Annotated in this window: 19 protein-coding genes and 1 pseudogene; 6 read left to right on the forward strand and 14 right to left on the reverse strand. The window is 67.1% G+C overall.

Annotated elements, in window-relative coordinates:
- The first annotated feature begins 82 nt into the window (after window positions 1–82).
- The 3 genes from R0D99_RS14515 (at window position 83) to R0D99_RS14525 (ending at window position 3,174) form a co-directional block, all read left to right on the forward strand.
- The gene (locus R0D99_RS14515; protein ID WP_317748872.1) at window positions 83–1,045 is read left to right on the forward strand and encodes a tripartite tricarboxylate transporter substrate binding protein; all 963 of its coding nucleotides are present in this window, start codon (window positions 83–85) and stop codon (window positions 1,043–1,045) included.
- 31 nt (window positions 1,046–1,076) lie between these two features.
- Window positions 1,077–1,922, forward strand: coding sequence for a TauD/TfdA dioxygenase family protein (locus R0D99_RS14520; protein WP_317748873.1), 846 nt, complete (start codon window positions 1,077–1,079; stop codon window positions 1,920–1,922).
- 193 nt (window positions 1,923–2,115) lie between these two features.
- Entirely contained in the window at window positions 2,116–3,174 is a 1,059-nt protein-coding gene (locus R0D99_RS14525) for a 3-keto-5-aminohexanoate cleavage protein (protein WP_317748874.1), read from the forward strand.
- 16 nt (window positions 3,175–3,190) lie between these two features.
- Here R0D99_RS14525 and R0D99_RS14530 read toward each other — a convergent pair whose 3' ends face one another.
- The 7 genes from R0D99_RS14530 to R0D99_RS14560 all read right to left on the reverse strand — a co-directional run bounded on the left by R0D99_RS14530 (window position 3,191) and on the right by R0D99_RS14560 (window position 9,942).
- The gene (locus R0D99_RS14530) at window positions 3,191–4,324 is read right to left on the reverse strand and encodes an AraC family transcriptional regulator ligand-binding domain-containing protein (protein ID WP_416365900.1); all 1,134 of its coding nucleotides are present in this window, start codon (window positions 4,322–4,324) and stop codon (window positions 3,191–3,193) included.
- Window positions 4,325–4,349: 25 nt separating this feature from the next.
- Window positions 4,350–5,660 (reverse strand): MFS transporter, encoded by a 1,311-nt coding sequence (locus tag R0D99_RS14535; protein ID WP_317748876.1) that lies wholly within the window; start codon window positions 5,658–5,660, stop codon window positions 4,350–4,352.
- A gap of 57 nt (window positions 5,661–5,717) precedes the next feature.
- A complete protein-coding gene (locus R0D99_RS14540) occupies window positions 5,718–6,386 on the reverse strand; it encodes a DsbA family oxidoreductase (RefSeq protein ID WP_317748877.1) in 669 nt (222 codons plus the stop codon).
- Window positions 6,387–6,394: 8 nt separating this feature from the next.
- Window positions 6,395–6,955 (reverse strand): RBBP9/YdeN family alpha/beta hydrolase, encoded by a 561-nt coding sequence (locus R0D99_RS14545; protein WP_317748878.1) that lies wholly within the window; start codon window positions 6,953–6,955, stop codon window positions 6,395–6,397.
- 7 nt (window positions 6,956–6,962) lie between these two features.
- Window positions 6,963–7,721 (reverse strand): glucose 1-dehydrogenase, encoded by a 759-nt coding sequence (locus R0D99_RS14550; protein ID WP_317748879.1) that lies wholly within the window; start codon window positions 7,719–7,721, stop codon window positions 6,963–6,965.
- 100 nt (window positions 7,722–7,821) lie between these two features.
- Window positions 7,822–9,039: a porin gene (locus R0D99_RS14555; RefSeq protein ID WP_317748880.1), complete on the reverse strand. Its 1,218-nt coding sequence runs from the start codon at window positions 9,037–9,039 to the stop codon at window positions 7,822–7,824.
- Between the two features lie 402 nt (window positions 9,040–9,441).
- On the reverse strand, window positions 9,442–9,942 hold the full coding sequence (locus R0D99_RS14560; RefSeq protein ID WP_317748881.1) for a MarR family winged helix-turn-helix transcriptional regulator: 501 nt from the start codon (window positions 9,940–9,942) through the stop codon (window positions 9,442–9,444).
- Window positions 9,943–10,032: 90 nt separating this feature from the next.
- Here R0D99_RS14560 and R0D99_RS14565 point away from each other — a divergent pair, with 90 nt between their 5' ends.
- A complete protein-coding gene (locus R0D99_RS14565) occupies window positions 10,033–11,205 on the forward strand; it encodes an FAD-dependent monooxygenase (protein WP_317748882.1) in 1,173 nt (390 codons plus the stop codon).
- A 45-nt stretch (window positions 11,206–11,250) separates the two neighbouring features.
- Window positions 11,251–12,220, forward strand: a pseudogene (locus R0D99_RS14570) (Bug family tripartite tricarboxylate transporter substrate binding protein).
- A 183-nt stretch (window positions 12,221–12,403) separates the two neighbouring features.
- Here the strand turns inward: R0D99_RS14570 and glmS are convergent.
- Window positions 12,404–14,299, reverse strand: a complete 1,896-nt coding sequence (gene glmS / locus R0D99_RS14575) for a glutamine--fructose-6-phosphate transaminase (isomerizing) (protein WP_317748883.1) — start codon at window positions 14,297–14,299, stop codon at window positions 12,404–12,406.
- A 158-nt stretch (window positions 14,300–14,457) separates the two neighbouring features.
- On the opposite strand from glmS, the gene R0D99_RS14580 reads away from it, so the two are divergent.
- Window positions 14,458–14,937: an Lrp/AsnC family transcriptional regulator gene (locus tag R0D99_RS14580; protein WP_317748884.1), complete on the forward strand. Its 480-nt coding sequence runs from the start codon at window positions 14,458–14,460 to the stop codon at window positions 14,935–14,937.
- Here the strand turns inward: R0D99_RS14580 and R0D99_RS14585 are convergent.
- The 6 genes from R0D99_RS14585 to R0D99_RS14610 all read right to left on the reverse strand — a co-directional run bounded on the left by R0D99_RS14585 (window position 14,924) and on the right by R0D99_RS14610 (window position 19,600).
- The gene (locus R0D99_RS14585; RefSeq protein WP_317748885.1) at window positions 14,924–15,631 is read right to left on the reverse strand and encodes a lysoplasmalogenase; all 708 of its coding nucleotides are present in this window, start codon (window positions 15,629–15,631) and stop codon (window positions 14,924–14,926) included. The two genes, R0D99_RS14580 and R0D99_RS14585, sit on opposite strands and share 14 nt — an antisense overlap.
- Window positions 15,618–16,790: a DSD1 family PLP-dependent enzyme gene (locus R0D99_RS14590; RefSeq protein ID WP_317748886.1), complete on the reverse strand. Its 1,173-nt coding sequence runs from the start codon at window positions 16,788–16,790 to the stop codon at window positions 15,618–15,620. The genes R0D99_RS14585 and R0D99_RS14590 overlap by 14 nt, the downstream gene beginning before the upstream one ends.
- On the reverse strand, window positions 16,774–17,424 hold the full coding sequence (locus tag R0D99_RS14595) for a histidine phosphatase family protein (protein ID WP_317748887.1): 651 nt from the start codon (window positions 17,422–17,424) through the stop codon (window positions 16,774–16,776). Before R0D99_RS14595 ends, R0D99_RS14590 begins: the two co-directional genes overlap by 17 nt.
- Window positions 17,425–17,473: 49 nt before the next feature.
- Window positions 17,474–18,106 carry a hypothetical protein gene (locus tag R0D99_RS14600; protein ID WP_317748888.1) on the reverse strand — a complete coding sequence of 211 codons (633 nt, stop codon included), beginning with the start codon at window positions 18,104–18,106 and terminating at the stop codon, window positions 17,474–17,476.
- A gap of 59 nt (window positions 18,107–18,165) precedes the next feature.
- Window positions 18,166–19,089 (reverse strand): tRNA 2-thiocytidine(32) synthetase TtcA, encoded by a 924-nt coding sequence (gene ttcA / locus R0D99_RS14605; RefSeq protein ID WP_317751126.1) that lies wholly within the window; start codon window positions 19,087–19,089, stop codon window positions 18,166–18,168.
- 97 nt (window positions 19,090–19,186) lie between these two features.
- Window positions 19,187–19,600: an IPTL-CTERM sorting domain-containing protein gene (locus tag R0D99_RS14610; protein ID WP_317748889.1), complete on the reverse strand. Its 414-nt coding sequence runs from the start codon at window positions 19,598–19,600 to the stop codon at window positions 19,187–19,189.

A 19,600-nucleotide genomic window follows, 5' to 3' on the forward strand; every position in this document is an offset into this window, starting at 1 on the left:
ATAAAGCAAGTGCGATCCCGCGTCCCTGCTGATACTGATCCGTGGATGCACGGGCATCCAGAACATCACAGGAGACATCTCAATGAAATGGTCAGTACGCGCCGCCACGGCGGTGATGGGATGGGCGCTGGCGTGCAGCGCCTGGGCTTGGGGTGAGCGGCCGGTGAAGCTCATCGTGCCGGCGCCCGCAGGCGGCACGATGGACATCGTCGGCCGCATCCTCGGCCAGCAGCTGTCGGCCGACATCGGGCAGCCGGTGGTGGTCGAGAACAAGCCCGGCGCGGGCGGCTCCATCGGCATCCAGGCCATGCTGCAGGCGCCGCCGAATGGCGACACCCTCGTGATGGCCGCCAGCAACGTGCTGGCCGAGATCCCGCACGTCATCAAGGTGCCCTTCGATCCGCTCAAAGACGTCATCCCCGTGGCATCGCTGGCCCGCTCGGGCGTGGTGCTGGTGGCGCCGGCCAGCAACCCGGCGCGGGATTTTCAGGGCCTGGTGGCGCACCTGAAGACGCGCAAGGGAAAAGGCAATTTCGCCAGCTACAGCCCCGGCACCGTGTCGCACTACGCCGGACTGATCCTCAGCGACAAGGCGGGGCTCGACATGCAGCACGTGGGTTTTGCCGGATCGCCGCCGGCCCTTCAGGCGCTGCTGGGCGGGCAGGTGGACATCATGTTCGACGGCATGCTGACCTCGGTGCCGCTCATCAAGAGCGGCAAGCTGCGCGCCTACGCCTTTTCCGGCCGCCAGCGCTCGCAGCACCTGCCGGACGTGCCGACCACGACGGAAGTGGGCTACCCCGAACTGAATTTCCTCGGTTGGGTGGGCCTGATCGGATCGGCCAAGGTGCCCGCACCGGTGCTGGCGCGCATCCAGGCCGCGGTGGCCAAGGCGGCGCAGGCGCCCGCCGTGCGGCAAAAGCTCTCGGACGTGGGGCTGGAGCCCGAGATCATCGTGGACACCTCGGTGCTGTCGCGCGAGACGCGGCAAATGTCCGAGCGCAGCGCCGCCATCGTCGAGAAGTACGGCATTCGGTTGAACTGATGTTTGCCCGTCCTGAAATTGGAGGCGCCGCATGAAGATCAAACCCCTCACCCCCGCCATTGGCGCCGTGGTATCCGACATCCACCTGGGCGACGCGGCGCGCGACGGCGCGCTGTTCGCCGACGTCAAGGCCGCGTTGCTCAAGCACCGCGTGCTGTTCTTCCGCGGCCAAGACATCACGCGCGCCGAGCACGTGGCCTTTGCCGAACGCTTTGGCCCGCTTGAAACGCACCCCGTGGCCGGCAGCGACCCCGACCACCCCGGCTTGGTGCGCATTTACCGCAGCGACAACCCGCACAGCTACGAAAACACCTACCACTGCGACGGCCTGTGGCGGCCCAACCCGGCCATGGGCGCGGTGCTGCGCTGCATCGAATGCCCCGACGTGGGCGGCGACACCATCTGGGTCAACATGGTCAAGGCTTACGACGAGTTGCCCGAGCACATCAAGCACACCATCGGCAACCTGCGCGCCAAGGCCAGCATCGAGCACACCTTCGGTGCCGTGATGACGCCCGAGGCGCGCGCCCAGCTGGCGCAGGACCATCCGCCGGTGGAGCACCCCGTGGTGCGCACGCACCCCGAGACGGGCGAGAAGCTGCTGTTCGTGGGCGCGGGCTTCACCACGCATTTCGTCAACTGGAGCACGCCCGACAACGTGCGCCACGGCATCGACAAGTCGCCCGGCGCCTCGCTGCTGCTCAACTACCTGACGAGCCGCGCCAGCATCCCCGAATACCAGGTGCGCTGGTCCTGGCAGCCGGGCGACGTGGCGGTGTGGGACAACCGCAGCACGCAGCATTACGCCTGCAACGACTACTACCCCGCGCCGCGCAAGATGGAGCGCGCGGGCATCGTCGGCGACAGGCCGTATTGATCCCTCCTGAGCCGCCTGCGGCGTCTTCCCCCCAGGGGGACAACGCCAGTGGCCGGGCCAAGCCCGCTCCACGGCGTTCTGGTGCGGCCTGCTCCGCGGCCATTTGTTTTGCTATTTAATTAATAGCTGACTGCGCTTGCCCCATGAGCGCTTCAAGCCTATTCCATTTATTTTCACCCCCTCGGAGTCCACCATGAATTTTCTCGACGGTCACCTGTTCCCCGAAAACCAGCCGCCGCTGATCATCACGGCCGCGCCCTATGCCCCTGGCTGGCTGCCCTCGGATTTTCCAGAGGACATTCCGGTCACGATGGAGGAGCAAATCCAGAAAGCCGTGGACTGCTACAACGCCGGCGCCACCGTGCTGCACCTGCACGTGCGCGAACTGGACGGCAAGGGCAGCAAGCGCCTGTCCATGTTCAACGAACTGATCGCCGGCGTGCGCAAGGCGGTGCCCGAGATGATCATCCAGGTCGGCGGCTCGATCAGCTTCGCGCCCGAGAACGAGGGCCAGGCGGCCAAATGGCTGAGCGACGACACGCGCCACATGCTGGCCGAGCTGGCGCCCGTGCCCGACCAGGTCACGGTGACAGTGAACACCTCGCAGATGAACGTGACCGACCAGGCCGAGGACGCGGATTTTCGCGGCACCTCACGCGCCAACCCGGCCATCTTCAACGCCTACAAGGAAATGACGGTGCCCGCCCAGCCCGGCTGGGTGGAGGATCACGTGCGGCGCCTGACGGCGGCCGGCATCCAGAGCGCCTTCCAGTGCTACAACATCAACAGCTTTGAATCGGTCGAGCGGCTGATGCGGCGCGGCTTCTACAAGGGGCCGCTGGTGATGAACTGGGTCGCCATCGCCGGCGGCATGGACACGCCCAGCATTTACAGCCTGGCCAACTTCGTGCGCGCCGTGCCCGACGGCGCCGTGCTCACGGTGGAAAGCAACGTGCGCAATGTGCTGCCGGTCAACATGTTCGGCATCGCCATGGGCCTGCACGTGCGCTGCGGCACCGAGGACTGCCTGTGGAACCAGGACCGCAGCGCCAAGGCCAGCACGGTGTCGCAGATCGAGCAACTGGTGCGCATCTCGCGCGAGTTTGGTCGGCCCATTGCCACAGCGCAGCAGGCGCGCGAGATCTGCAAGATCGGCGTGTTCTACGACACCGTCGAAGAAAGCCTGGCCGCCAACGGCTTCGCGCCCAACCGCCCGGGGGCCAGCCAGGGCTTCCTGCGCAAGGCCGCCTGATCCGGCCGTGCGGAACTCAGCTCTGGCCGGGCGCTTCGGCAGCCACCATGCCTGGGTCCGGTCGGTTGTGCTTGCGTGGGCGAACCGGTGCGGAGCCTGCGCTGGATTCACCCTGGTGCCTGCGCCAACCTGAGACGCTGTTGCCGAAATGCGCGCGGAACCAGTGGCTGAAGCTGCTGAGGCTGGAAAAGCCCAGCAGCGCGGCCACTTCGCCCAGCGGCAAATCGCTTTCCCGCAAGTGGCGCAAGGCGAGTTCCCTGCGGACTTCATCCAGCAAGACCGAGAACGACTGCCCCTCCACACTCAGATGTCGGTGCAGTGTGCGCCTGTCCATCCGCATGTGCCCCGCGACTTGCTCGGCGGTGCAGCGGCCGCCGGACAGCAACGCCACGATCAGTTCCTTGCATGACGCCCGCACGCTTGCGCCGCGCCGGCGCAGGGCGGCCTCGAAATGGTCACGCGCGAAGCGGGCCACGCCGGGGTTGTCGGGCGTTCGCACCCTGTGCAGATCGGCCAGTGCACAGACCAGGCCATTGAACTCCTGGTTGAACAGCGGCGCGCGGCCGAAGAATGCGCGGTGGCTTGCCGCATCGACTGGCGCGCGGTGCATAAAGCTCACTTGCCGCGCTTGCCACCCCGGCCCGATCAACTCGCGCAGCAGGCGAAACATGACGCCGACGGCCATCTCAATCGACTGGCGAGCCGACAGCCCGGCGATGGGCAGCAAGTCCTGCCGAATGATGGCGTTCGCACCCGCCTCCTCGACACGGATGACCAAGGCGGGGCTCAGCAGCTTCAGGTAGCGGCACAGCGTGTCGAGCGCCTGGCGCGGCGTGGGCTCTTCGTTCAGCACCAGGCTGATCGGCCCGAGGTTGGAAAAGCTGCGCCTTGCCACCAGCCGCAACCCAAGGTCTTGCACGCCAGTCGTGCGGGCGGACACTTCCAGCACCTCGCGCACGGCTTGCACGGAGATGAGCGCCTCAGGGTCTTCGAGCCAGCGCGCCGACAGACCCACTTCGCGCAACAGCGCGTGCGGGTCGTGGCCCAGTTCGAGCATCAGGTCGATGTAGCCCGCCAGGCTGGCGCTGCGGATCAGCGTGTCGGGACCGCGGGCGCTGCCGACCGTGTGCGAAGAAGCCTCTTGAGTCATTCCGCCCCGCGCACTTCAACGCAGGTCAGCCGTTGACCGCCTCAAAGTCGGCCGCGACGGCAGCCGCGTCGGCCTCATACGTGCGCGAAGCGCGCCAGTAGAAAAATGCCGACAAGAAACCGGCCGCCGGAATCAACGCCATCGCGGTCTGCAGGCTCCACACATCCGACATGATGCCGGTGATGAAAGGGCCTACCGCCAGACCGAACAGGTTGATGGCAAAGGCGTGCACCGCCCCACCTGTCGAACGCAGTCCGGGGTGCGTAACGTCCAGCACCGCGCTGACCGATACGCCCACGGTGCAGGTCATCATGAAGCCGCCCAGCAGAATCAGCGGAAACTGCACGGCAGGCGGCAGCGATACGGCAAAGGCAAAAATGAACAAGGACGCCGTGGCGGTGGTGGTGCCGACCAGCAGCAGCAGCTTGTTGGCGCTGCGCCGGCGCGCCATTCGATCGGCCACGTGGCCCCAGAACACCGCCCCCAGCGCACCGCACAGCACCAGCACGCCGGCGTATTTGGCGGCCGTGGCCACCGACATGCCGTGGTACCGATTGAGGTAGCTCGGCACCCACGACCACATGGTGGACACCACGATGAGCTGGAACGACCCCGCGATGCACACCAGCAGCATGGTCTTGCCACGGCTCAAGGTGCTTAGCATGCGGAACACATAGGCCTTGGTGTCGGCGCTCTTGAGGGCCGGCTTCATCTTCACGATGACGTTCTTGTAGTCCGGCACCAGCAGGAACAGCAGCGCCATCACGAGTCCGGGAAAGCCGACGGCGCCAAACGCCGCGCGCCAGCCCCAGTGCTCGGCAATGATGCCACCCAGCACCACGCCCAGCACGGCCCCGACCGAGCTGGCGGCAAAGAAGGCGCCAAGCAAAGTGGCATGCAGGCGCTTGGGAAACAGCGCGTTGATAAGCGCCGCGCCCACCGAGCCATAGCCCGTCTCGCCCAGGCCCACCACGGCACGCGCGGCGAACAGTTGCCCGTAACTGCGGGCAAACATGCACGAAATGGTGGCCAGGCTCCAGACCGTGGCCATGACGAAGATGCTCTTGACGCGGCCGAAGCGGTCGGCCAGGAGCGCGACCGGAATGCTGCCCACGGCCACCACGACGGAGATGACCGACACCAGCGCACCGAGTTGCTTGTCCGACAAGCCCCACTCCTGCTTCAAATGCGGGAACAGGGACACGATGATCTGTCGGTCCACGTAGTCTGACATCATCAGCAGAAAGATCATGGCGAAAGCGAACCAGGCGCGTGGCCGGCTCACCTGGCTGTCAAAGCGCGTCGTGGTATCTGCGGGCGAGTCGGCCGTGATCATTTTTGCCTCTTGATTTATCGGTAGCGCCGTGGAGCAAACGCCGGTGATGCGAAGCGGTCAGCTTCCGTTTGCCACCCTTCGTGGCGTGGCCGCCACCGCGCGCGCCATCGCCTGAAGCAGGTCAGTCGCCGGCACCGCGCCGGTCAATGCCTGCTGGCTGTTGAAGACGAAATGCGGCACCCCATTGGCCGGCGCGTGGGCCGGGTGCAGCGGCGCCGACCACGGTGCGAGGTCTGTGGGGACACCTGCTGCCTGCGCCAGTTGGTGCAAGACATCGGGCCGGCCGATGTTGAGGTTCTGCACGAAGAAGGCGGCGTAGAGCGACTCCACCAGTTCGAACATCTGATCCGTCGTCAGCCGCGCCTGCGCGCTGTTGATCAACTCGCACGCCTCGCGCGAGTTCGGGAAGGTGGTGATGGCGTCGAAGTCGATCTGCAGCCCCACCGTCCTGGCGACTGCGTTGACCTGCGCGCGCCGGTCGGCCACCGCCTCGGCACTGCCCAGGCGCGCCAGATAGAACGCCTGAAAGTCAACGCCTTGATCGGGAATCTGGGGCAGCAGCGGCTCGGCGTGCCACGCCAGCCGTATCGCCACCGTGGGAAGGAGTTTGTGCAGATCCTGGATCGCTATGCGCAGGTTGCGCGTGCCGATCCAGCACCAAGGGCAGACGACGTCCAGATGAAAGGCAATATGCAATCGCGGCGCTGCGGCGCTATCTCCGGTCATGGCAGCCGTCAGATCAGTTGTTGCAGCAGCGGCTTGGCGCCTGGCCACGGCCCGAAGCCCGCCGCCGGATTGAGATGACCCACCTCGCCCAGATCGACCAGGCGCGAGCCCCACGCCACCGCCATCTGCCGCGCCTTTTCGAATCGCGCGAGCGGGTCGTTGCGGCTGGCGGCCAGGATGGACGGGAATGGCAGCGGGGCAATGGGAATGGGCGCCCATCCGTGGCTGCTGAGTTGCTCCAGCGTGGGGTAGCCCGCCGGCATGGGCTCCTCCACATCGGCCGGCGCCGCGAGCAAGGCACCGTGGATCGGACGCTGGTAGCGCTGCGCCCAATGCACCGTGATCATGACCCCCGCGCTGTGCGCGACGATGATCACCGGGCCTTCAATGGCCGCCAGCGTGTCGTTCAGCGCCTCGACGCGCGCGGCGCAACTGAGCTTGTTTTCTTTCAGGGGCTTCACGCATACCGCGCGCGGAAGCTCTGCTTGCAGATGGGTTTGCCAATGCTCCGGCACGTGCTCGCGCAAGCCAGGAACCAGCAGGAATGTGATGTCTTCGGGAATATGCATGGTGCCCTCACATGGCGGTCTTGCCGCCATTGACGGCCAGAATCTGGCCCATGATGTAAGTCGCCTGCGCGGAGGCCAGGAACAGGATGGCGTCGGCCACCTCTTGCGGCTCGCCCACGCGGCCGGCGGGAATGGTGGCGGCCACGGCGGGCACGTTCTGCGCGCCACCGGCAATGCGATCCAGCATCTCGGTGGCGATGGGGCCGGGCGCCACGGCATTGACGCGCACGTTGTACTGGCAGCCTTCCAGCGCCACCGCCTTCGTGAAACCTTCGATGGCGTGCTTGCTCGCCACGTACATGGGCGCACGCGCATTGCCGCGGCTGCCCATGGTCGACGACAGGTTGACGATGGCGCCAGACTTCTGCTTCGACATCACGCGCATCTCATGCTTGAGGCACAGAAAAGTGCCGAGCGCGTTGGCGTTGAAGGTGCTGGTGTAGGTGTCCACGGTCTGGTCCATGATCGAGCCGCCCTGGCCCTCCAGGCCCGCGCTGTTGACGGCCACATCCACGCGTCCGAAGCGGGCGACACACGCGTCCACCAACTGGGCGACCTGCGACTCGTCACTGACCTCGGCCCGCACGAACTCGGCCTGCGCGCCCAGTGCTTGCAGTTCGGTCAGCAGTTTTTTTCCAGCTTCGATGTTGCGTCCGGACACCATCAGGCGGGCGCCCTCGCGCGCGAAAGCCACTGCCGCCGCATACCCGATGCCCGCGGTAGCCCCTGTGATGAGAACCACCTGGTCCTGAAATCGTGCGCTCATGGAGACTTTCAACTCAAGAAAGAGACAGGGGCCATGGGCATGCAGCCAACGGCCCCTTCGAATCGGCGGTGTTTCGCCAAGCCCTCTCGGCGTTTAGCCGTCAGAACGTGTGGCGAATGCCGAGCATCCAGGCACTGACATTGCGGTCGGCGGCCACGGGTGTCGCATAGACGGGGCTCAAGTTCATGTTGGCGCCCTTGTTCCTGATGGTGGCGGCCTGCGCGTACAGCACGGTGCGCTTGGACAGGAGATAGTCCAGCCCGACGGCGAGCTGCGTCGCACTGTGCCCGGCGTTGGTGTCGTCCTTGAGGCGGTAGTAGCCGCTCGTGAAATTCAGGTTCGGACGAATCTGCCAGCCGGCGCCCAGGGTGTACATGTCCATGCTCGCCGCGCCGCCCGGCATGACCGCGCGCGCAGGGTTGCGTGCCTTGTAGTAGGCCCCGCTGACCGTGAACACATCCCACTTGTACAGCGCACCCACCGACATCAAGCGGTTGGTGTTGGCCGTCGGGCTGAAGCCGGCTGCTGTCGCGGCGCTGCTGCCCGCTGCTGCGCTGCCAGTGGCGCCGGTGTAGAGCGCGGTGGCGACGGGCAGGTTGTTGCCATAGCCGTTGTAATAGAACGCCGACAGGCGCAGCCCCCCCGACGCATACAGAAGTGCCGCCGTCTGCTGCGAGTTGGCCTTGCCGAACCCGGTCGATTCACCGGCTGCGTAAGCCAGGTGCGCGGTGAAGTTGTTCCAGGTGGGGGTCGTGTAGACAATGGCACTGTCGTTGTAGACCGTGCCGAACGCCACGTTGGAGTTGTTGCCAATGAACGCGCCACTGGCGCTGTTCATGCCCACCAGCGCCGTCAGCGCACTGCCGAAATAGCGCGCCTGCCTGACATCGGTGCTCGCCATGGCGAACATCATGGGTGACATTTGCCGGCCCAGTTTCACCTCGCCGAACGGCCCCGAAAAGCCCACCGTCGCCATCTGGTTGAAAGTGGACTGGCCCGAGCTGCTGTTGGGGCCGCCTGCCGCGCCGGCGGCGGTGTTGATGTTGCCCTGGAACTGAAAAGTGGCCCCGTAACCGCCCCCCAGGTCCTCTTTGCCACGCACGCCCCAGTTGCTGGCCCCGATGCCGCCGTCCTTGTACATGTTGGTGCGGCCGGTCGCGTTGAGCGACGGGATGTACCCTGGCTTGCCGGTGGCGGTGTTTGAAATGCTCAGCACGCCGGTATCGGCGGTGCCGTACAGGGTCACGCTCGATTGAGCGCACACGGAACCGGCGGCGCCCATCGCGCCCAGCATCACGATTTTCGACAGTCTTGTCATCACAGGTCTCCTCAGGATCTCTTGTCGGGCGGGGCCCGTCGCGCGGCACGAGGGTCAACGTCAGCGCGCCACCCCATCACAGGTGGTTCGACGTTCCCCCAACCTCGCCGGCCTCCAACCGCAGCAGCAGTCAGGAAGAATAGGTGGCCACAACCGGCGATTCCCCCTCCTCAAAGGAGGGGCCTGGTCGGCCGGGACAGGACAATGGGGCGGGCAGGACACCCCCCGGACCTGCGTGGGCGCGCGTGTGGAGCCCGGGGCGTCCGCATGGGCCCGGCGCGCGCTGGGTTGGTGCGTGACGGCCCGGCGTGATGACGACGCCAGGGTGATCGGTGACGAGGCCCATCGCCCGTGCGTTGCCGCGCCACCCCAGCGCCCGCGCTGGAACCGTGACCTCGGGCGTTACCCAGCAGTCAGGGGGGTTTTGCCGAGCTTGATCATGGGCGCGCGTGCAAGCTGTTCAAGTTCGTTGCAGATACGGTCCAGCGAGCTCAGAAACTGGACTCGCTCTTGCGGCTTCAATGGGGCCAGAAGTTGTTCGGATGCGCGCAGACTGGCTTTGCGCGCCCTGGCGAGCAAAGTGCTGCCACCTTCTGTCAACGTGAGCGAGATTCGCCTGCGATCGGCGACCCCGTCAGAGCGCGTCACCAGGTCGCGCGCCTCCAGTCCCCGCACGACGTGCAGCACGGTGACCTTGTCGTAACCCAGCGCCCGGGCCAGCGTGGCCTGGTCGATGCCGGGCGAAGCCGCGATGGCGGACAGCACACCAAACTGTGGTGGCGTCAATCCAAGGTCGCCACAGTGCAATTCGAACAGCGCGACGGATATCTGATGAGCGCGCCGCAGCAGAAAGCCTGGGCGCTCATAAAGCGCTTCCATGGAGGCGATGACAGCAGCAGCCATTCAGGGTTATCCCGGTAGGTTCTTGATGTAGGGCAAGTTAGCATACCGCAATAGTTAGCGTGCTAACCTAAATCAAAATTCGACAAGCAGATGCAGATCGCAATCATTGGCGCTGGCATTGGCGGCTTGACCGCTGCTGCCAGCTTGATCCGGCGTGGCCATCGTGTTCGCGTGTACGAGCAGGCGCCAGCGCTGGGCGAAGTGGGTGCCGCCGTACAGATGAGTGCCAACGCAGTCAAAGTCCTGTACGGGCTGGGGCTCAAGCCGACGCTGGAGAGCCAAGGCGTCAAACCCGAATCCTTCGAGTTTCGCCGGTTCGACGATGGGGAGCTGCTCCATCGAATCGCGCTGGGTCACGCACACCACCTTGCCCATGGTGCGCCCTACTACCAGATTCACCGCGTGGATCTTCATGCAGGCTTGCTGGCGCAGGTGCGGGCGCTGGACCGGGAGGCGGTTCAGTTGGGCAAGCGCGCCGTCCAGGTGTCTGAAACCCAGGACGAAGCCCGGGTGCAGTTTGAAGACGGCCAACAGGTGGCGGCCGAGTTGCTGGTGGGGGCGGACGGCATCAAGTCCCTGGTTCGCCAGCACGTGGTGGATGCAGCGCCGCCCGTATTCACAGGCCAGGTGGCGTGGCGGCTGAGCATTCCGACCGAACGCATTCCAGCGCAGCTTCGCCCGCCGCTCGCCTCCACGATCTGGTGCGGCCCCAGGAATCATGCCGTCATGTATTACATGCGCGCCGGCCAGCTGCTGAACTTCGTAGGCTGCGTGGAGCGTCCTTGGGAGCAGGAGTCGTGGACCGCCCGCAAGCCATGGGAAGAACTGGACCACGATTACGCGGGTTGGCACCCCATGGTCCGGGCGGCCATCGAGAACGTGGACCGGGACCAATGCTTCCGCTGGGCTCTCAACAACCGTGAACCCGTCATGCAATGGAGCACTGCCCGTGTGACCTTGCTGGGTGACGCCGTGCACCCCACGTTGCCGTACATGGCCCAGGGCGCCGCCATGGCGATCGAAGACGCCGCCGTGCTGGCGCGCGCGCTGGAGGGTCGGCCACTGCGCGAGGCGCTGCAGGTTTACCAGGCGCACCGCGCACCTCGCGCGGCCCGGGTGGTGAGGGAGTCCAACGAAATGGCCGACCTGTACCACATCGCAGATCCCGATGAGATGCGACGCGCGTTCAAGGATCGAAACATTGCCGCATCCAGGAATGGGTGGCTGTATCCCTACGACCCGTTGACCGTCGCGCTGACGTAACGCTTCAGGGTTGATTCCATGGCTTCGTTCTCAAGGAACCCAACGATGATCAAGAACTGGTGCCGCAAATTTCTGACTGCATCCCTGTTGTCCACTGCGCTGTCCGCGTCGGCAGCCTGGCCGACGCAATCGATCACGCTGGTCGTGCCCTACACCCCTGGAACCGGCATTGATCTGATTGCCCGGCAGCTCGCGGCCCATCTTCCGTCCGCACTGGGCCAACCCGTGGTCGTGGACAACGTGGCAGGCGCCAGCGGCAACATCGGCAGCGAGAAAGTCGCCCGCGCCAAGCCCGACGGTCATACGCTGCTGGTGCAGGTCAACACGTTGGTGATGAACAAGAGCCTCTACAAGAAGCTGGCGTACGACCCGGTCAACGACTTCACGCCCGTGGCGCAGACATCGTGGGGAACGTTGCTGCTGGTCACCAATCCCAAGGCGCAAGCCACCACCACGGTGGCCGAAGTTCTCTCGGCCGCCAAGGCCAAGCCTGGCCAGTTGGTTTACGCGACGCCGGGCGTCGGGACGCCTCATCACCTGTCCATGGCCTTGTTCCTGCAGCGCACGGGCGCCGAGATGCTGCACGTTCCCTACAAAGGCACCGCCGGCGCTGTCACCGACCTGCTGGCCGGCCGCATTGACTACATGTTCCTGCCCGTGCACGTGGCGCTTCAGCACATCCGTGAAGGCAAGCTTCGCGCCGTCGCGACCGGCAGCGCCAAACGCCTTGCCCAATTGCCGGATGTGCCCACCCTGGCCGAAGCTGGCGTGACCGCCGACAACATCGACATGTGGTACGGCGTGCTGGCACCCAAGGGCACGCCAGCGGACGTCGTGTCTCGTCTCAACCAGGTGATCAATCAGATCCTGAAGCGCGAAGACGTCGCCAAGGCCTTCGAGTCCCAAGGCATGGTGCCCACCACGTCCACCCCCCACCGAGTTCGGCCGCCTGGTCGCCAAGGACGAACAGCGCTGGGCGGATGTGGTGAAGAGGAGCATTATCACGGCCGAATAGTCGGACGGGGGCGTGTGGGCCAGTCGCCCGTGGCGCTCATCCGCCCCTCCACCTGGCCGCTGGACTCATGCATCGCGCGGCCGCCGCGGTGTCGTGTTTGCGCTTGCGGCGACACAGGCATCAGAAGCGTTCAGAGCACCGCTCTTGTGGGCCTGCGCGGAGCGGCGCCCACCGTCCGGCGCCTCACTCCACCGTCACACTCTTCGCCAGGTTCCTCGGTTTGTCCACGTCAGTCCCGCGCGCCACGGCGGTGTGATACGCCAGCAATTGCAGCGGCACGGTGTGCAGGATGGGCGAAAGCGGGCCGTAGTGTTCGGGCATGCGGATGACGTGCAGGCCGTCGCCGGTGTCGATGCGGGTGTCGGCGTCGGCCAGGGCGTACAGCACGCCGCCGCGGGCGCGCACTTCCTGCATGTTGCTCTTAAGCTTTTCCAGCAGCGCGTCGTTGGGCGCAACGGTGACCACCGGCATGCTGCTGGTGACCAGCGCCAGCGGGCCGTGCTTGAGTTCGCCGGCGGCGTAGGCCTCGGCGTGGATGTAGGTGATTTCCTTGAGCTTGAGCGCGCCTTCCTGCGCCACGGGGTAGTGCAGGCCGCGGCCCAGAAACAGCGCGTTTTCCTTGGCGGCAAACTGCTCGGCCCAGGTAATGACCTGCGGCTCCAGCGCCAGCACGCCCTGCAAGGCGGCGGGCAGGTGGCGCAGCGCCTTCAGGTGGGCGGCTTCCTGCTCGGGCGTGGTCAGGCCGCGCGCCTGGGCCAGCGCCAGCGTCAGCAGAAACAGCCCGACCAGTTGCGTGGTGAAGGCCTTGGTGCTGGCCACGCCGATCTCGGCGCCGGCGCGGGTCAGAAACGCCAGCTTGCATTCGCGCACCATGGCGCTGGTGGCCACGTTGCACACCGTCAGCGTGTGGCGCATGCCCAGTTGCTGCGCGTGGCGCAGCGCGGCCAGCGTGTCGGCGGTTTCGCCCGACTGGCTGATGGTGACGACCAGCGTGTCAGCCGACGGCACGGATTCGCGATAACGATACTCGCTGGCGATCTCGACCTGCGTCGGGATGCGGGCGATGGCTTCGAGCCAGTACTTGGCCACGCAGCCGGCGTAGTAGCTGGTGCCGCAGGCCAGGATGAGCACCTGCCGCACCGCGCCAAAGGTGGCGTGCGCGCCGTCGCCCGGCGCGTGGTGCTGCGCGGCCTCGAACAGCTCGGGCACGATGGCCTCGATGCCTTCCAGCGTGTCGGCCACGGCGCGCGGCTGCTCGAAGATTTCCTTCTGCATGTAGTGGCGGTACGGCCCCAGCTCGGCCGCGCCGCTCATAGCCTGCACGGTGCGCACGGGGCGTTGCGCGCGCTGGCCGGCGCGGTCGGTGATCCAGTACTTGCCCAGTTGCACGTCGACGACGTCGCCCTCTTCCAGGTAGACGATCTGGTCGGTCACGCCGGCCAGCGCCATGGCGTCGCTGGCCAAGAACATCTCCTTGCCGTCAGCGCCCACGCCCAGCACCAGCGGCGAGCCTTCGCGCGCGCCCACCAGCCGCTGCGGCTCGTCGCGGTGCAGCACGGCGATCGAATAGCTGCCGCGCAGGCGCTGCGTGGCGGCCTGCACGGCGGCCAGCAGGTCGCCTTCGTACAGGCTGTCGATCAGGTGGACGATGGTTTCGGTGTCGGTCTGGCTGCTGAAGACATAGCCCCGCGCCTGCAGTTCGGCGCGCAGTTCCTCATGGTTCTCGATGATGCCGTTGTGCACCAGCGTCAGGCGGTCGGGCCGGTCTTCGTCGCGCGAATACGGCCCGCGGCTGACGTGCGGGTGCGCGTTGTCGATGGCGGGCGCGCCGTGCGTGGCCCAGCGCGTGTGGGCGATGCCGGTCAAGCCCTGCAGCTGCTCGGCCTCGCATTCGGCCGTCAGGTCGGCCACGCGCGAAATGCCGCGCAGCCGCCGCAACTCGCCCGCGCCGCGCCCCGGGCCAGCCGCATGCACGGCCACGCCGCACGAGTCGTAGCCGCGGTATTCCAGCCGCTGCAGGCCCTGGATGAGGATGGGAACGATGTTGCGCGTGGAAACCGCGCCGACGATGCCGCACATGGTGACGGGGCCTTTCTGGCAAGGGAGGGCCGGCCAAGCCGGACATGACAGGATGCTAACGACGATGCAGAAAAATTAGCATTCAAATTTCATCAACAGATGGAATAATCATTCAATCATTGAACAATAAGAAATAATTGATCCATTTAAGATAAATTATGGAATTGGATTCCACCGACTGGGCGCTGCTGGGCGCCCTGCAAGCCGACGCCAACCCCAGCAACCAGGCGCTGGCGCAGGCGCTCGGCATCTCGCCGCCGACCGCTCTGCGGCGCACCCGCCGTCTGCGCGACGCCGGGCTGATCGCGCGCCAGGTGGCCCTGCTGGACGAGGACAAGATCGCCGCGCTGCAGGGCCACGGCCTGACCGCCATTGCCGAGGTGTCGCTCGACCGCCAGGGCGCCGAACACCTGGACGCCTTCGAGCGCCGCGCCGTGCAGGAAGCCGCCGTGGCGCAGTGCTGGCGCGTGGCGCCGGGCCCCGACTTCATTCTGGTACTGCGCGTGGCCGACATGCCGGGTTACCAGGACGTGGCCGAACGGCTGTTCACGCAGGACGCCAATGTGCGCAACGTGCGCGCGTTTTTCGCCGTCAGGCGGGCGAAGTTCGAGACGCAGATCCCGCTCAGCCGGCCGTGATGGTGAGGTTCTTTTGGGCTGCGGCGCTGGCTGGAAAAGCGCCGACAGCTATCAATAACTGAGCAACGTAGTAGCTCGACAGCACCCACAGCGGCGCCAGCGGCAGCGGCTGCACGAAGCGGTTCAGCGCCAGCAGCGCGTCGCTCAGCATGAAGGCGCAGGCGCCGGCCGCCACCATCGCCGCCGGCCGGTCGCCCAGCCAGCGCGCGCGGCCCAGGGCCTGCGCCGCCATCAGCGCAATGGCCAGCACGTAGACAGCCACCGGCACGCGCAGCCCGGCGGGCAGCCCGCCCGTCCACAGCACGGCGTACATTACGGCGCCGATTGCCAGCGTCGCCGCCAGCGCACCCCGGCTCGGCAGCCACGGCACGCCGCGCTTGAACTGCGAGATGTAGACCCCGTGCGCCAGCAGAAACGCGACCAGGCCGGGGATGAAGTAGCCGGGGAACATCAAAAACACGTCGCCCACCAGCGAGCACGCCAGCGCCGCCGTCAACCCCAGGCGTGATGGCGCTGCAGCGCTTGACTGGCGCGCGCGAGCAGCTACAAAAATGATGGCAAACACCATCACCAGCGGCTTGGTGGCGCGGTGCAGGCCCAGCCACCCCAAGGTGGCGCTGGCGGTGGTCAGCGCGGCCGCGGCGATGGCCAGCAGCAGCCAGGTGCGGCCGGGCGCCGAATCAGTGCGCGCCACGCCCATCGACGGGGACGACCGCCTCCACGCGGCCGTCCGCCAGCCCGCCGCGCACCACCACCAGCGCGTCGTGCAGGTTCACCGTGGGATCGCAGTGGCCGGGGATCAGCCACACCGTGTCGCCCAGCGCGGGCAGCACACCGCCGGGCGTGGCGGGGCGCAGCACGCCATGCTCGTCGCCGCCGTTGCCAAACACCAGAGCCGGCTGGTCGGGCAGCGCGTGCACCAGCGGCAGGCCGCTGTCGATGGCGTGGCTCTTGTGGCCGGCGTCGCACACGGCGCGGTCGGCCGACGCGCTGATGACCTGCGACTTGACGAACAGCGCCGGCTCGAAGGCGGGCTGCGCCGGCTCGCGCGCGTTCTTCAGATAGTCGGCGTCCATGAACAGGTAGCTGCCGGGCTGGATCTCGTCCCACAGCCCGCTGGCGGCCTCGTGCGCAAAGGTGCCGGTGCCGGCGCCGGTGATGCGCGGCGGCGCCAGGTCGGCCGACGCCAGCAGCTGGCGCGTGTCGTCCAGCCGGCGCGCGGCCTCGGCGATGGCGGCGCGGCGCTCGTCGCCGGTGCGCAGGTGCTGCGCGCCGCCGTGGTAGGCATGCAGGCCGGCATAGCGCAGGCCGGGTGCGCGCTCGGCCAGCTGCCGCGCCAGTTGCAGGGTGGGATCGCCCGGCGCCACGCCGCAGCGGCCCTGGCCGATGTCGACTTCGATGTAGACGTCGATCGCCGCGTTGGTCAGGCGCATGGCCTGCGCCAGCCGCTCGATGCCTTCGGCGCTATCGACCGCGATGCCCAGTTGCCCGCCGCGCGCCTTCAGCTGGTGCGCCAGCGCGGCCACGCGGTGCAGCTTGGTGGGCGCCAGCACCTCGTTGGTGATGAGAATGTCGTCCACGCCCCCGGCAGCCAGCGCCTCGGCCTCGTGCACCGTCTGCACGCACACGCCGACGGCGCCGGCCTGCAGCTGCAGGCGCGCGAATTCGGCGCTCTTGTGCATCTTGGCGTGCGGGCGCAGGCGCACCCGGTGGCGCGCCACGAACTCGGCCATGCGCTGCAGGTTGCGCTGGGCGGCGTCCAGGTCAACCACCAGGGCGGGCGTTTCGATGGCCTCCACGCCCTGGCCGACCAGGGCGGTCAGGCGGTCGGAAAGCTCATGCCGTGATTTCATCGAGGGTGTCGTCTTCGAGGTGGGTGGTGTCGGCCCAGCCGACCAGCGAAAGGCCGGCATCCGGCGTCCACAGCAGGCGGTTGACCGCCGTGTTGCCGATCTGCCAGGTGCGCGCGTCCTGCAGGCCCAGGCCGGTGGCGGCGCGGTACAGCACGTCCAGCACGCCGCCGTGCGTGAACAGGGCGATGTGCTTGCCGGTGTTTTCGGCCGCCAGCGCTTGTACAGCCTGCGTGACACGCTCTCTGAACAATAGCAATGACTCGCCCTGCCCGCCCGGCGGCGACCAGGCGGGTTCGCGCCGGCGCCAGCGTTCGGCATCGTCGGGCCAGGTGTCGGCGATCTCGGCGTAGGTCTGGCCCTGGAAGTCGCCGAAGCAGCGCTCGCGCAGCGCCGCGTTGGCCACCAGCGGCGCGCCGGTGGCGTCGGCCACGGTGCGCGCGGTTTCAAACGCGCGGGCCAGGTCGCTGCTGACGATCAGGTCGATGGCGTCGCGCCCGGCCAGGGCGCGCGCCAGGCGGCGGGCCTGCGCGCGGCCGGTATCGTTCAGCGGAATATCCAGGTGGCCCTGGATGCGTCCGCCCACGTTCCAGGCGGTTTCTCCGTGCCGAATGGCGAGGATGCGGGTGGCTTGCATGGCGCCATCATGCCATCGCGGCGTGGCGGCGCGCCGCGTTTGCCGGCCGTCAGCGCGCGGGCGTGGCAGACACCGGCGCCGGGGGCGCGGGGGGCGGCAGCAGCGGCACGCCGACGCGGCGCACGGGCTGCGCCGGCTGCGGATAGCCTTCGAGCGCGGCGACGAACAGCGCCGCCAGCACGTTCTCGGTGTCGTGCCAGGGGCCGTCGTGGCGGGCGCGCGTGTCGTAGACGATCTGGCCGGTCTGCACATCGCGCATCAGCAGGCTGACTTCGCTGGCGTAGACGGGAATCGACGGGTCCTGCAGCGGCCAGCCCAGGCCGAAGCCGATGCCGCCGCCGCGCCAGCCGCGCCCAATACCCATGCCGAGCGCCAGGCTGGCGTTGCTGCGGCCGCTGTAGAACGCATCGTCCATCCAGTACGCGTTGACATAGCCGCCCACCTGCACGCTGACGCGCGGCCGTGCGTCGTCGCGCACCACGCCCACGCGGGCCAAGGCAGCCTGCGCCATGGCTTCCAGCTTTTCGGGCGCGGGCTGGCCGGCCACCAGCGGGCCGCGTTCAAACCGGTAGTGGGCGCCCTGCAGCACCGCGTTGCCCGGCGGCTGCGCGGCGCTGGTGCGCACGTCGGCCCCCACGGTGCGCGGGCCGGTGGCGCACGCCGTCAGGGCACTTGCTAGCAAAATAAGAGCTGTCCGCGCAAACCACATCAGCGCACCCCCCGGGATTTTTCCCAAAAAAATCAGGCGTGGACCAGCGCCACGCCGCCGAACGGCGCACCCACCGGCTCGGGCAGCGGCGCCTCGTCGAAGGCGGTGTCGCCGTCGGCGTCGGGCACGCCCGTGGCCTTCAGGTTCCTGAAATCGTGCAAGGTTCCGTCCATCAGGTGCGAGGGCACCACGTTCTGCAGCGCGGTGGCCATGTTTTCGATGCGGCCGGGGTACTTCTTCTGCCATTCGCGCAGCATGTCGCCGATCTGCTTGCGCTGCAGGTTCTCCTGGCTGCCGCACAGGTTGCACGGGATGATGGGGAACTGCCGGTGCGCCGCCCAGGCCACCAGGTCGCGCTCGTCCACATAGGCCAGCGGGCGGATGACGATGAATTCGCCGTTGTCGCTGGTCAGCTTGGGCGGCATGCCCTTGATCTTGCCGCCGAAGAACATGTTGAGCAGCAGCGTCTGCAGCATGTCGTCACGGTGGTGGCCCAGCGCGATCTTGTTGCACTTGAGCCGCCGCGCCACGCTGTACAGAATGCCCCGCCGCAGGCGCGAGCACAGGCTGCAGGTGGTCTTGCCCTCGGGGATCTTGGCCTTGACGATGCTGTAGGTGTCCTGCGTCTCGATGTGGTGCTCGACGCCCAGGTCTTTCAGGTAATTGGGCAGCACCTCGGCCGGAAAGCCCGGCTGCTTCTGGTCCAGGTTGACGGCCACCAGCTCAAAGCGCACCGGCGCGCGCGCCTGCAGCTTCATCAGCACGTCGAGCAGGCCATAGCTGTCCTTGCCGCCCGACAGGCAGACCATCACGCGGTCGCCTTCCTCGATCATGTGGAAGTCAGCAATCGCCTGGCCGACCTGGCGGCACAGGCGCTTTTCGAGCTTGAGCGCCTCGCGCTCGGCGCAGGTGCGCGCGGCGGGGCCGGCCTGCACCGCCGTGTCTTCGGAAACCATCCGGTTGCTCATCGCCCGATTGTCCTACGTCCGCCGCCCACCCGCACACCGGGCTTCAGCCAACAATACTCTCCGGCTGAGGTCACATAACCACAAATCAATAGAAATGCCGTCGAGCACCATACCCCAGCAGCAACCCGCACGACAACACGAGCAGAGCCCATAGCCCCAAAGTCGGCACGGCCGTCGGCTGCGCCACCACCGTAATCGCGGCCAGGGCGCTGGCGCACACTGGGGGCGCAAGAGCGGGCAGCGCGCAGATTTGGTACGGGTAGCTGTAGGTGCCTGGCGTGGTGCCGGGCGCGATGGTGATGGTGCCGTCATCCGCCATGGTGATAGCGCCCTGGGCCGGCACCGGCGCCGTGCCGGGCGTTACGGTGACATTGGTGCCGACCACGGCCGCCGTGCCATTGGCCGTGTCGTTGACCACAACACTGGCGGTCGTGGCGCCTGCGGCAGTCACTCTGTAGTTGTCGTTGCGTGCAACCAGCGCAGGGTACAAGCCGGCCAC

Source organism: Ottowia sp. SB7-C50, assembly GCF_033110285.1.
Taxonomy (GTDB): Bacteria; Pseudomonadota; Gammaproteobacteria; order Burkholderiales; family Burkholderiaceae_C; genus Ottowia.